Below are 12,502 nucleotides of genomic sequence, written 5' to 3'. Positions count from 1 at the left end.
AGAGAAAATCATGAAAAGAACAGACTATTGCGGTCACATCGACGATCGATTCATTGGCAGAAAGGTCATTTTATCCGGATGGCTCCACAAAAGGCGCGACCATGGCGGACTGATATTTATTGATCTTCGAGATCGGGAAGGCATCGTCCAGATTGTCATCGATCCGAGGGAAAAATCGGCTTATGAAACAGCAAAGGAGGTTCGAGGCGAGTTTGTGTTATCGGTGACCGGAGAAGTCGTTGCCCGTCCTCAAGGGACGGAAAATCCACATCTCAAAAGCGGCAAAATCGAGGTTCACGTGAGCCAGCTTGAAATACTCAATACCTCCAAGACGCCTCCTTTCTCGATAGAAAAAGGGTCAGAGATGGCCAATGAAACCCTCAGACTTCAATATCGGTATCTTGATTTGCGACGGGCAGAAATGCAGGAGAATCTCAAAATCCGGCATCGGATTACCCGGTTGACACGGGAATTTCTTGACGACAACGGATTTCTGGACATCGAGACGCCCTGTCTAACTAAAAGCACGCCCGAAGGAGCAAGAGATTTTCTAGTCCCCAGCCGACTGAATCCGGGAACATTTTTTGCGCTTCCCCAGTCGCCCCAGCTTTTTAAACAGATTTTGATGGTTGCGGGTTTTGACCGTTATTATCAAATCGTCCGCTGTTTCAGAGATGAGGATTTACGAGCAGATCGCCAGCCTGAATTTACCCAGATCGATATCGAAATGTCTTTTATCGAGAGGGAAGACATCATGAACCTGATGGAGGAAATGATAGCCAAGATTTTCCGTGAAATCAAAGGATTTGCAATTCAAACTCCCTTTAAGAGACTTACTTATCGCGAATCGATGGACCGGTTTGGATCAGATAAACCCGATATCCGTTTTGGTCTCGAACTCAAAGATATTTCAACAAGCGCCAACATAAGTGATTTCAAGGTTTTTAAAGATGCCATTGAAAAAGGGGGCAAAGTAAAAGGACTCAACGCGAAAGGTCTATCCGGTCTATCCAGAAAAGAACTCGATGAATTGACCGAGGAAGCCAAAAGCTTCGGAGCAAAAGGGATGGCCTGGATGAAGGTGACCGGGCAGGGCGTCGAGTCTCCGATCGCAAAATTCTTTAACGAGGAAATTCGAATGGCAATCGTCAAAAAGCTTGCCGGTGAACCAGGGGACCTTCTCCTCTTTATTGCAGACTCGGCGGAGGTTGTTTACAAAACCCTCGGGAATCTCAGAATTTCCCTTGCGGGAAGACTTAATCTTGTGCCCGTAGACAGTTACCAGTTTCTCTGGGTGACAGACTTTCCTCTCCTGGAATATGATTCGGATGAAAAAAGGTATGTTGCGATGCATCATCCGTTTACCTCTCCGATGGATGAGGACCTCTCTTCTCTGGAAAAAGAACCTCTCAAGCTCATGGCAAAAGCTTATGATATGGTATTGAACGGGACTGAAATTGGAGGCGGGAGCATTCGAATTCACCGTAAAGAACTCCAGAGTAAAATCTTTTCGCTTCTTGGAATTTCCGAAGAACAAGCTGTCAAGAAATTCGGTTTTTTACTTGAAGCGCTCGAATATGGTGCGCCTCCTCATGGAGGAATTGCCTTCGGATTAGACCGTCTGGCCATGATCATGACCGGAATGAACTCCATTCGTGAAGTGATTGCATTTCCCAAGACACAAAAGGGAAGCTGTTTAATGACGGATGCCCCTTCCCAGGTTGATGCCAAACAACTTAAGGAACTTGGGATCAAACTGAACGTCCCACCCGTCTGATTCGTTATCATGTCCGGGATACGCGGCTTTCTAATCAAATGCTGGTGCGGAATAGGAATCGGTTTCTGGATCATTGTTTTCAAAGTCTTCAACAAAATCGAAATCCTTGGAAAAGATAACCGGCCTCAATATGGAGAGAAATCTATTCTTCTCCTCTCCAATCATATCTCGGCGATCGATCCCTTTCTCATTGCGGTTACCTCCTATACGATTTTTTCTCCGGTTCGATGGCGCGCTCCCGCAAAGGAGGAATTGTTTCATTATCCGGTTGTCCGAAATATCATTTCGGCCTGGGGCGCATTTCCCGTTCGGCGGGGAAAAGGAGACACGGTTGCTATGAAGCAGATGGCTGAAATGTTAAAAGAGAGTGTCATGGTCATATTCCCCGAAGGGACCCGTTCGCGGGATGGTTGTTTATTGACTGGGAGGCCCGGAGTCGGAAAAATAATCTGGGAGGCAAAGCCCGACAGAATCATTCCGGTTGTGGTTGAGGGAACCAACTGGATACTTCCAAAAGGGAGGATCATTCCCGTAAGAGGGAAAAAAACAAGGATTTATTATGGGGCTCCTGTAGAATTCAAACCTTATGAACCCGCCTGTCCTACCCTTGAAACCAGTCAGAAAATGGTGGATTTTGTGATCGATCGTCTAAAAAAGATGCAGGAAGAGATGCATTTCAAGTTTCAGGAAGAATAGGTTACCTGGTATTTACAAAAGCTTGACATTCTGATTGGAAAAAGCCACTATTTCGTTTGCTGATTTAAAATTATTTCATGTTAAGGAGGAGGAAAAGTATGAAATATCTTCACGTTCTGTTCGCAGTCGTGTTCTTAATCGGATTAACAGCCGTTTCAAAAGGCGAAGAAAAAAAGGGGAGTCCCCTTAAAGGGATGAGCAAGGACGATCTCGTAAAGCTCGCCTTAAGTGCCGCGCCCGCCGCCATTGCCAAAGACGCCACTGTGATGGTGCCCGGAGAAGATGGAAAGATGACGGAAGGGAAAAAAGGGAATAATGGATTCACCTGTTTTCCAGATGTGGATGGTCAGGATGTTCCCGACCCCATCTGTGCCGATCAGGCCGCTTCCCAATGGATCAACGATTTAATGAGTGGCGCACCCAAGCCGACGAATACGGTACCCGGTATTTCTTACATGGCAAAAGGGGGTTGGCATTTTGAGAAGGGCGGAAAAATCTTGATGAAACCTGAGGAAGGTGCAAAACGAGTCAGCGAACCGCCACATTGGATGGTGTTCTGGCCGGTGGATTCCAAAGCCAGCGGAATTCCCGCATTGCCAGGAAAGTTCGGGAGTTATGTGATGTTTGAAGGAACGCCCTATGCTCATTTGATGATCTACCAGAACCCCAATCTGCTTAAATAGCCTGGAAAGGATAGTAGGCCGGTTTTGTCAACGCAGGGCCGGCCTACTAATTGATTCCTTTTTCACGCAAGGTATCTCTAAGTTTCTCCTCCCCCTGAAAGTGTATTGCGTCAATTCCCGAACGTCGTGCTCCTTCGACATGTATTTCAAGATCGTCAATAAACAGACATTCACCGGGTTCGGTTCGCGTCTGTGACAGTACCCTATTGAAAATATCAGGATTGGGTTTCAATGCCCGCATGATAAAAGAATAGAATCGATTGTCAAACTGCATCAGGAAAGGATAGTTCCCCTCGAGATACCGCCAGTGCAAGACATTGGTATTCGAGAGAATCGAGAGTTCATATTTCCCGACCAGGGTTTCGACTAAGCTTATCATTTCGGTCCGCGGAGAAAAGATAGGAGAAAAAGCGTCATCAAATGCGGAGACGGTCAAATCCTGGTCAAACTTTTGATTGAATTTGGACACCAGTTCGACGGGACCGATATCTCCCTTCTCAAACTGGACAAAAAAATCGGACCGGAAGAGGTAATGATATATTTCCTCTTCCGGCATTTGAAATTCCTTCGCAAGCCTTTCTGAAGCGAGGTGAAGATTGAAGTTAATCAGAGTGTTTCCGAGATCGAATATCAGGTGATTAACTGCCAACGCTAATATTCCACAAGGCGTGTTTCCGAAAAGACAACAAGAACGCCTGAATAGTTATGCCATTGTGGTCCGCATGAAGTCGGGGCGATCTCTGCGTAGCTGAAGAATCCGATCAGCGGCATATTTCCGAAATGTTTTCGAATGAGTGCGGTATCGACATTTTTTTTGCCATAGAGCGAATTTCCCCGGCCGCAGCAATTGATATAAATGCCAAATTTCGGGACATTGTCCGGGAACTTGCTGGCAAGCGCGGTCACCATTTCCTCAGCCTCTTGATAGGCCCGCTTCGGGTCGCGAACCATGTAAGAGATCACTTTCCCCTCCTCGATATGGCCGCTGACAGTCAGTGTTCCTTCTTCCGGATTGAGAGAGAGTATATTTCGAACCACATATTCCTTATTCTGAAGCGAGGTATTGCAGGGGTTGAACCCCAAGCCGACAAGAATAAGAGATGCAGCGTCTTCCAACTCCTCCTGGTGATGCAACTTATCCTTGAACAGTTCTGTAAAGGATTGGGTGGCAGGCTTGCCGCAAATCTCGTAGACGACATTCCCTTTTGATTTCGTAACCATCAAAGGCGTTCCAATCGGATGGCAGGCGTGGGTCACTCCGGCTTCGTATTGAAAATTACCGGAAATCAGAAGCCCCGCGATCGCGTTTGACGTGACGCCACGTCCATGGAACTGGAACGTCTCATTCGAACTTCCATCTTCAGATGCTCCTCCTCCAATCATTTCAGGAATAGGGTCGTTGGAGGATTGTATCGCGTTTAGAAAGCCTTGATAAAAATGATCGAACTGGAAATTAAAGGTATCTGGAAAAAGAAGCATGAGCGGACTCACACGAGAATCTGACGCAAGAAGTCTCGATACCTCTGCTCCTGCCTCGGTCTGCCTGTTGAAGATATTCTGTATGAGAAAGGTATCTACGACTATGGATTTCGATGAGAGCGCCAGAACGACAATAGAAGGCCCCTGTTCGACTTCTTCTTTTTCGGTCAGGACACCATATGCCGAACATCCGCAGAGCTGTTTTGGAGTAGCGAGGTCATGTAAAACATTTAAAATGAGGAGATAGTCGTGGTGATAATGAGAGGTGGCGAAAACCAGGATTAAATCTGCCTTTTTAATGCCTGCTTGTTTCATGGCCGCCGAACCCGCTTCTCTGGCGGCATAATCAGATTCTTTATGTTTTGAAATTCCAACTCCGACTTTAAGCATCGATCCTTTATTTCTGAAAGTAATTGCTTTTATTTTATCATTCTTTGAGCACGATAACCATCTCAATCCCTTGTAATTCATTTGATTTCAAAATTGACCGGATGATATACTTTGCCATCCTTCCACAACACAGTAAGGTGAGACAAAATGATTGAAATTGAAATTGCACATCATTCAGGATTCTGTTTTGGCGTCAAGGAAGCCATCGTCAAAGCCACCGAGGCTGCTGCACACTCGACGCTTCCGACTAAGTCTTACGGTCCCTTGATTCATAATCCTCAGGAAATCAAGAGGCTTCAGGATCAATACGGAATTGAAAAAGTGGAATCCTTTGACGAGTTTTTTGATGGAAATCTTGTTATCCGTGCCCACGGGGTTCCGCCGGAGGAATATGAAAAAGCGAAAGGAAATAATCTTAATGTCATTGATGCAACCTGCCGGTTTGTCGTCGATGTTCAGGAATATGCCATTGAATTTTGCAAAAGAGGATACCACTTGATTGTCGTCGGTGAAAAGCACCATGCGGAAGTCAAAGGAATTGTAGGTCATGCCCTTCATGCCTGTCCCGATGCAGAGGTCAGTGTGATTGAGAACTTGAATGATCTACTGGAACTCAATCCGGAAAAGGCTGGCATTGTTTTTCAAACGACCCAGGAATACAGCAAATTCAAGCGATTCGAACAGCATTTAAAAGAAAGCCAGAAAAAGAACTGGAAAATAAAAAATACGATTTGCGGCGCTACCAAAAGCAATCAATATTCAGCAGACGAGTTGGCTCGACGGGTCGATCTCATGCTGGTCATCGGAGGCAGGAATAGCGGTAATACTCAGAGGCTTGCCGAGATTTGTCAAAAATATACACGCACATATTATATTGAGACCCGTGACGAACTGATACCGGATTGGTTCAATTCCGTTACGAAAGTGGGTATTACTGCAGGTGCTTCGACGCCCCAATGGCTTATTGACGAAGTCGTAGAACAGGTTCAGACATTCGGGTCCTCCGGAGATCGATCTTTATAAACTTCTTTTTCCAATTCTCCCAATCATGAGTATTTTGCAAAAATATCACCAGGAAGATTGGCACACTCCTGAAGGAAAATTGCTTCGGGATGTTATTTTCGGACTGAATGATGGCCTGGTCACCTCAATCGGCTTTGTGTCAGGGGTAACCGGAGCGGTTTTTCAAACCAAGGTGATCATCCTGACGGGAATCGCCCAGCTTGCGGCAGGCGGTGTCGCAATGTATATTGGCGCTTATCTTTCAAACAAGTCCCAGCAAGAGTTTTTCTACAAGGAGATCGCGCGGGAAAAAAGAGAAATAAAGGAGATTCCTGAAGTAGAAAAGCAGGAAATTCGGGATATTTATGACCAGATGGGTTTTAAACGGGACGAAATCGAAATGATCGTCAATCGAATTACTTCCGATGAAAAACTGTGGGTGAGGTTTATGATGAGAGAAGAACTTGGCATTCTTGAAGAAGAAATGGAAAATCCGATGAAAGCGGGGATGATCATGGGTGGAACCTTCCTGGCAGGCGGAATTTTCCCTTTGATACCTTACTTTTTTTTTGAGGATACTCTTCTGGCGCTTAAGACAAGCATTCTTCTTTCTGTTTTCGTTTTCTTTATGATTGGAGTCGGAAAATCTTCTTTAACCAAGACGAACTGGTTTAAAAGCGGTATGCAAGTCACTTTATTGGGAGGTTTAGCAGCGCTGGTGGGGTATTTGATCGGCAAGGGTATCTCTTTTATACTTTAACGGAGCGTGCTGCAAGCAACTCATCCAGTTTCTTCCTGGAGTCTGCCATAATGCCTTCATGGAGGCTCTTTCCATGGGCATCCATTGTAACGATAGCCGAAAAGTTTTCAACTTCGAATTCCCAAATCGCTTCCGGCGTCCCAAATTTTTCAAGAAGCGTGACTCCGTTAACTTTCTTTACCGCTCGGGCCAGCACCTGTGCGGCTCCTCCCACGGCATGGAGATAGACGCATCCAAACCTTTGACATGCCTTCAGGGTCTTTTGTCCCATTCCGCCTTTTCCAATGACCGCCCTGATTCCGAATTTTTCGATAATTTCAGCCTGATAAGGTTCTTCTCGAATAGAAGTCGTCGGACCGGCGGCTTTTGTGACCCACCGGTTTTTCTCTTTGACCATGACCGGACCGCAGTGATAAATAATCTGATTGTTGAGCGAGATGGGTATTTTACCCCCTTCGTAGAGATACTTATGTACGGCGTCCCTTCCGGTAAAGAGGATACCGTCTATTTCAATCCGGTCTCCGACATGTAAACTTCTTATTTTTTCTTCGGTGTAGGGGGGAGTGAGTCTCATTTTAATAAAGCCATTTCTTGATTTTTCCAGATGAATCGAGGTGAACTCCCTGCCTCCTGAAGGCCCAGCACATATAGGAGATCGATACAAAAAAACTTGCAGGCAATCGATTCAATTTAGAGGCCTTCACACCCAGTAGGGTTGTTTTCCCCCCAAATCCCATGGGTCCGATTCCAAGTTGATTTCCCATGTCAAGAATCGTCTGTTCCAGTTTTTCAAGAGAGGGATCAGGAGAACGGTCATCCAGGAATCTCAGAAACTGTTTTTTGGCATGCTCATATCCCGTTGTCCGGTCCCCGCCGACGCAAATTCCCAGAATGCCAGGACCGCATCCTTTCCCCTGCGCCTGCAATACGGCATCCAGCGAGACTTTTAATACGCCTTCCCAGTCTCTTCCGGCATTGACATTGCTGTCAGGAAGTGAATACTGCGCGCTGACATTTTCGCATCCACCCCCTTTGAGGATCAACTTGAGTTCGACCGACTTCTTCTTCCACTGTTCAAAGTGAAAAACCGGGGTTCCGGGACCTAAATTATTTCCCGAGTTATCTCCGGTCATGGAGTCGACCGAATTCTGTCGTAAATATCCGATCCGGGTTGCCTCGCTGACCGCTTTCTGGGCCGCTTTGATAAAAGAAACCTGGTCAAAACCCACAGGGGCGTGAAGATAAAAAGTGATCGTTCCGGTATCCTGACACAAGGGAAGGGAGGTGTCGGAGGCGATCTGAATGTTTTCCTGAATGACCTCAAGGGCATATCTTCCACGCGAATCCGACTTTTCCGATTGGGCTCCGCTCGCAATCCCTCTCTGAATATCTTTAGGAAGCTCGGTAGAGGTTTTTCGAATAAGTTCCAGAATTGATTTTCTTAAATGTTTCACATTTTTACCATTTGGACTGGGTCAGTGTGATTTTGTATCCATTGGGGTCCTCAAAAGTGGCCGAAAAACCATAACCTTGATCCATGGGAGGCATGGGAAACGTTGCCCCTTTTTTTCTCAGATCGGAATAGGTTCGGTCCAGGTCTTTAACCTGAAACCCCAGGGAAATGCCCGAATCATTATTCATGGGGTCAATCTTGGTTTCAGCCGTTTCAGGAGTTAGCGCGAGAGAGGTTCCTTCCATTTCGAACTCGGCCCATTGCGGCATGTTCATTTTGACCGTAAGGCCGAGTACTTCCTTGTAAAACGAGATGGATTTTTGCATATCTTTCACGACAAGTGTGATGTAATTGATCTTATTAAACATCGGATAAGTCCTCACTATTAGATTTGAACATACGATTCAAGTTCCGTAATTGTTTTTATTTCGATGTCGGGAGACTGTCCCACATCCGGAAACGGGTATTGACCCGGATTGATCCAGGCCGTTCCCATCCCCAGTTTCTTAGGTCCAAGTATATCAGCTTCCGGAGTATCACCTACAAATAAGACATCCGAGGGGGTCACTCCCATTCTCGCCACGATCTGACCGAAAAGATCGGCATGAGGTTTAATCATACCGGCTTCTTCTGAAAACAGGATGGTGTGAAAGAATCGGGACAGGTCCAGTTCATCCAGAATCTGTTTGCCCGTCGTGGTGTCGTCAAAATTGGACAAAAGTCCGATTCGAAGAGGCGTCAATTTTTCCATAAATGGACGATATCCCTCGGGCAGATAGACGCACTGCTTCATCCACCTCATATGGGTTTCTTTCATCTGAAATGCGAGTCTTTCAGTCTCGTTGTTTTCAGGAAAACGCAGGTGGCTTAACAGGATCTTCATTCGGGTTAAACAACTGAATTCTTTCAGCCGTAGCGACTTTTCATTTCTGAGACGGAAAATAATATCGGTAAGTGTCTGGTGAAAGAAATCTACCGAATAGCCATTTTGAGTCTGGAATGCCAGTTCATACAGAGGCTGCGTTGTACAGCGTATTTCCTCATTTTGAAACTCGAAAAGGGGGAGCCTGGAGACATCGAAATGGACAAGCGTTCCGAAGAGGTCGAATATAACCACCTGATATTTTTTCATTGTTTTTATCATAAAGGTTTTAAGACGGAGTTGTCAATATGACCCGGAAATGGGTCATTTGACAATACGATGAGAGCTGATAATATTTAATAGGACATTTTCCATGGGTTTAGAACACGATGAGAGAGAATACCGTTTCCGAAATATCGTTCAATCCGACCGGTCCCGGAGAAATGGATGGAAAAAGCGATGAATAAGAATATGGAAATACTTCTTGTTGAAGACAATCCCGACCACGCCGAATTGACCCTTCGAGCTTTAAAAGATGAGAATTTTCCCTGCCGGATTCAGTGGCTGAAAAATGGACAGGAGGCACTGGATTACCTGCTCTTCATTGAAAAAAATAAAATGTCCCAACTGCCCCATTTCATTCTACTTGATATTAAGCTTCCCAAATTAAACGGTCTGGAAGTTCTTAAAAAGGTTAAGGAAAATGACAATCTTAAGAATGTTCCCATTATCATGCTTACGACTTCAGACCGGTCCGAAGAGATCATCGGCTGCTACCAGTTAGGGGTCAACAGTTTTATTGTAAAGCCTGTCAAATTTGAAGAATTCTATGAGAAAGTCCGGTCGATTAAAGAATATTGGACCAAGATCAATAGAGGACCGGAGAGCGCTTGAAGATTTTGTTGATAGAAGACAATCTAGATCAGCAGCTTTTGATCAGAAGGGCGTGCGAGCAGGCTCTTCCGGAATATGCCATTGAAGCGGCGAAAGAGGGTGTCGCGGCTTTGGACTATTTGGAAAATAATCGGGTTGATGCGGTTGTACTGGATTACAGTCTCCCTACCATGACAGGGCTGGAAGTCCTGGGTCAAATCCATCTGAAATATCCCGGAACTCCCGTTATTATGGTGACTGGACAGGGGGCGGAATCGATTGCGGTCGAAGCCATGAAACTGGGAGCGTACGATTATATTATCAAGACGGGACATTATTTTGAGAATATTCCGCGAGTCATTCAAAAGGCCATTGAGAAAAGTCAACTTAAAGAGAAACTGGAGAAATCCTCTCTCAGACTCAGGAAGTTGCAGGAAGTTTCATTGTCCCTGACTTCTGAAAGAAATCTGGAGACACTGGCCAATATGCTGGTCAAAGGAGTTTCCGACCTGCTGGAATGTGAGGGAAGCATCCTTTTCTTAATCGATCCCCAAAGCGCTCAGATCAACTTTACCTCCTCCTTTGGCGTGGATATGGCATGGGCCGCTTTTAATTCGAAAATAGACACAATCGGACTCCTTGGCACTTCATATCTTAACCGGAAACCTTTCATAACGGATAGCCCTGAAAAGGATCCTTTCTGGAATGAGACGCCCGAGATCAAACCAATGCCGAAACAGCTCATTTCGGTCCCGCTGATTCAGCAGGGGAAAATTGGAGGAGTCCTTGTCGGCCTGAATCGAAATAATGGTTTGGGATTTACTCAGGAAGATCTGGATGCGCTGTTGACATTGACGATTAACGCAGGTGTCGCTTTTGACAACGCCCGTTTTATTCAAGAGAAGGAAAAGCAGGCCGTTACGGATAGTCTGACCGGACTGAATAACAGACTGGAATTTCAAAAACGATTTTCAATTGAATATGAGAGAAGCTTAAGAAACCAGAGCCCATTTTCGCTGCTGATGATCGATATTGATCATTTTAAGAGAATTAATGATACCTATGGTCATCCCTCCGGCGATTCGGTCATTATCGAGACCGTGAATAGAATCCAGGGATGTATTCGGAATTTTGATTTGATGGCTCGATATGGTGGAGAGGAATTTGTGGTTATTTTGCCGGAATCTGACGGGAGTCAGGCGAAGCTTGTCGCCGATCGTGTTTTGAAGGCGGTCAACGGAGGACATTTCCTATTACCTCATGAGGTCCGCGAGCACCTTTCAGTCAGCATCGGAATCGCATCCTTTCCACATGATTCCGGGGGAACAGAAGGGCTAATCAATGCGGCCGATGAGGCCCTCTATTATTGCAAAAAAAATGGAAGAAACAGAATTTGCAAATATCAGGATATTGTCAAAGCCTCTTAGCGCCGGGTATATTTCATTCTATAAAAAGGTAATCAAATATGAATAAGAAAATGATTGTTTACGGATGGATTGTCTTTATGTTTATCGCCCTGGTGAATCCGCATCCAGGCCTGTCGATGCAGGTCACCAATTCCCTTCGAATCGATGGGTTCGGAATGCAGGGATATTACATAACGAGCAAGAATAATTATTTGGGCCCCAATGATACACAGGGGACATTTAATTTCAACGCCCTGAACCTTGTGATGAAAGCCGATGTCGATCCCCATTTCAGAGTCTGGTTAAAATTGTTTGCCTATTCCGATATTAAGGACGCAGTGGAAGTGACGTGGGCCTTTGGCGAATATTACCTGAATGACCGCCTCCAGATCAGAATCGGAAAGGTCAAAATGCCTCTCGGCATCTATTCTGAAATAGGCGGTGTTTATCCGATTCTCCCGACTTCAATCCTGCCGTTAATCTACCTGGATACGGCGAACCTGTCTCCCGATGAACTCAAAGGCATATCGTTTACAGGACGCCTGAACCAGAGGAATCTGAAATTGACCTATGATCTCTTCGGAGGCAGGAGCGGGGGAGATATAGATACCGCGACACATCTTCAGGTCGAAAACCTGGTGGGATCGAGAGTCTGGATTCTTTCACCCGAGGACAATTTGAAACTTGGCCTGAGTTATTTTCGCGGGTTAATTGTTTCGCCTCAATCTCTGGCCAATATCGGACTCTCCCATTATCAAGTCTCCCTTGAATATCGCTACCTCAGTCATTTTAATTTGAGGAGCGAATACGCCCTGCATCAGGAGGAAAATGGCAATGCGAGCGTGGGTTATTATGTTGAAATGACCTATCAGATCAATGATGCCTGGCTGCCAGTCCTTCGGTATGACCTGTTCTATCCGTTACGCGGGAAGGATAATTTGATCACCGATTATCAGAAAGAGACCGTCGCAGGTCTCAACTATCGTATTTCCGATTTTCTGACCTGGAAAGGAGAATTCCATTTCGTACAGGGCGCTGCATTGCTCGATTCGGAAGTTCCAAATCCCTCTCCGGAAGAGAACTGGAATATTTTTATAACAACCGTCACGTTCCTGTTTTAA

At 45.5% G+C, this 12,502-nt stretch carries 12 protein-coding genes and 1 pseudogene; 8 read left to right on the top strand and 5 right to left on the bottom strand.

The window, feature by feature from the left end:
* Positions 1–10: 10 nt before the first annotated feature.
* From aspS to HY200_07070, 3 genes are all read left to right on the top strand, one after another.
* Entirely contained in the window at positions 11–1,777 is a 1,767-nt protein-coding gene (gene aspS, locus HY200_07080; protein MBI3594707.1) for an aspartate--tRNA ligase, read from the top strand.
* A gap of 9 nt (positions 1,778–1,786) precedes the next feature.
* A complete protein-coding gene (locus HY200_07075) occupies positions 1,787–2,473 on the top strand; it encodes a 1-acyl-sn-glycerol-3-phosphate acyltransferase (GenBank protein ID MBI3594706.1) in 687 nt (228 codons plus the stop codon).
* A 98-nt stretch (positions 2,474–2,571) separates the two neighbouring features.
* Positions 2,572–3,156, top strand: a complete 585-nt coding sequence (locus HY200_07070; GenBank protein ID MBI3594705.1) for a hypothetical protein — start codon at positions 2,572–2,574, stop codon at positions 3,154–3,156.
* Positions 3,157–3,202: 46 nt separating this feature from the next.
* Here HY200_07070 and HY200_07065 read toward each other — a convergent pair whose 3' ends face one another.
* Both HY200_07065 and HY200_07060 read right to left on the bottom strand, forming a co-directional pair.
* Positions 3,203–3,805 carry an HAD family phosphatase gene (locus tag HY200_07065; GenBank protein MBI3594704.1) on the bottom strand — a complete coding sequence of 201 codons (603 nt, stop codon included), beginning with the start codon at positions 3,803–3,805 and terminating at the stop codon, positions 3,203–3,205.
* Positions 3,806–3,807: 2 nt separating this feature from the next.
* Positions 3,808–5,025: an FIST C-terminal domain-containing protein gene (locus HY200_07060; protein ID MBI3594703.1), complete on the bottom strand. Its 1,218-nt coding sequence runs from the start codon at positions 5,023–5,025 to the stop codon at positions 3,808–3,810.
* 147 nt (positions 5,026–5,172) lie between these two features.
* On the opposite strand from HY200_07060, the gene ispH reads away from it, so the two are divergent.
* Together ispH and HY200_07050 are read left to right on the top strand one after the other, a co-directional pair.
* Positions 5,173–6,048 carry a 4-hydroxy-3-methylbut-2-enyl diphosphate reductase gene (ispH, locus tag HY200_07055; GenBank protein ID MBI3594702.1) on the top strand — a complete coding sequence of 292 codons (876 nt, stop codon included), beginning with the start codon at positions 5,173–5,175 and terminating at the stop codon, positions 6,046–6,048.
* A gap of 34 nt (positions 6,049–6,082) precedes the next feature.
* A complete protein-coding gene (locus HY200_07050; protein ID MBI3594701.1) occupies positions 6,083–6,787 on the top strand; it encodes a VIT1/CCC1 transporter family protein in 705 nt (234 codons plus the stop codon).
* Here HY200_07050 and HY200_07045 read toward each other — a convergent pair.
* From HY200_07045 to HY200_07035, 3 genes and pseudogenes are all read right to left on the bottom strand, one after another.
* Positions 6,777–8,241, bottom strand: a pseudogene (locus HY200_07045) (fumarate hydratase). The gene HY200_07050 and the pseudogene HY200_07045 overlap by 11 nt on opposite strands.
* 4 nt (positions 8,242–8,245) lie before the next feature.
* Entirely contained in the window at positions 8,246–8,608 is a 363-nt protein-coding gene (locus HY200_07040; protein MBI3594700.1) for a VOC family protein, read from the bottom strand.
* 17 nt (positions 8,609–8,625) lie between these two features.
* Complete coding sequence (locus HY200_07035) at positions 8,626–9,372, bottom strand: HAD family hydrolase (protein ID MBI3594699.1); 747 nt, start codon at positions 9,370–9,372, stop codon at positions 8,626–8,628.
* Positions 9,373–9,561: 189 nt separating this feature from the next.
* On the opposite strand from HY200_07035, the gene HY200_07030 reads away from it, so the two are divergent.
* The 3 genes from HY200_07030 to HY200_07020 are packed head-to-tail and all read left to right on the top strand — an operon-like array spanning position 9,562 to position 12,502.
* Complete coding sequence (locus HY200_07030; GenBank protein MBI3594698.1) at positions 9,562–9,996, top strand: response regulator; 435 nt, start codon at positions 9,562–9,564, stop codon at positions 9,994–9,996.
* The gene (locus HY200_07025; GenBank protein ID MBI3594697.1) at positions 9,993–11,402 is read left to right on the top strand and encodes a diguanylate cyclase; all 1,410 of its coding nucleotides are present in this window, start codon (positions 9,993–9,995) and stop codon (positions 11,400–11,402) included. The genes HY200_07030 and HY200_07025 overlap by 4 nt, the downstream gene beginning before the upstream one ends.
* A 38-nt stretch (positions 11,403–11,440) precedes the next feature.
* Positions 11,441–12,502 carry a hypothetical protein gene (locus HY200_07020; GenBank protein ID MBI3594696.1) on the top strand — a complete coding sequence of 354 codons (1,062 nt, stop codon included), beginning with the start codon at positions 11,441–11,443 and terminating at the stop codon, positions 12,500–12,502.

The sequence above is a fragment of the Nitrospirota bacterium genome (assembly GCA_016194305.1).
Classification (GTDB): domain Bacteria; phylum Nitrospirota; class Nitrospiria; order JACQBW01; family JACQBW01; genus JACQBW01.
This window is presented reverse-complemented; position numbering and strand designations above follow the sequence as displayed.

Bases quoted from the DNA above. Each gene is read 5' to 3' on its own strand.
- HY200_07040 (MBI3594700.1), bottom strand. From the start codon at position 8,608: ATGTTTAATAAGATCAATTACATCACACTTGTCGTGAAAGATATGCAA.
- HY200_07030 (MBI3594698.1), top strand. From the start codon at position 9,562: ATGAATAAGAATATGGAAATACTTCTTGTTGAAGACAATCCCGACCAC.
- ispH (MBI3594702.1), top strand. From the start codon at position 5,173: ATGATTGAAATTGAAATTGCACATCATTCAGGATTCTGTTTTGGCGTC.
- HY200_07075 (MBI3594706.1), top strand. From the start codon at position 1,787: ATGTCCGGGATACGCGGCTTTCTAATCAAATGCTGGTGCGGAATAGGA.
- HY200_07070 (MBI3594705.1), top strand. From the start codon at position 2,572: ATGAAATATCTTCACGTTCTGTTCGCAGTCGTGTTCTTAATCGGATTA.
- HY200_07060 (MBI3594703.1), bottom strand. From the start codon at position 5,025: ATGCTTAAAGTCGGAGTTGGAATTTCAAAACATAAAGAATCTGATTAT.
- HY200_07035 (MBI3594699.1), bottom strand. From the start codon at position 9,372: ATGAAAAAATATCAGGTGGTTATATTCGACCTCTTCGGAACGCTTGTC.
- HY200_07020 (MBI3594696.1), top strand. From the start codon at position 11,441: ATGAATAAGAAAATGATTGTTTACGGATGGATTGTCTTTATGTTTATC.
- aspS (MBI3594707.1), top strand. From the start codon at position 11: ATGAAAAGAACAGACTATTGCGGTCACATCGACGATCGATTCATTGGC.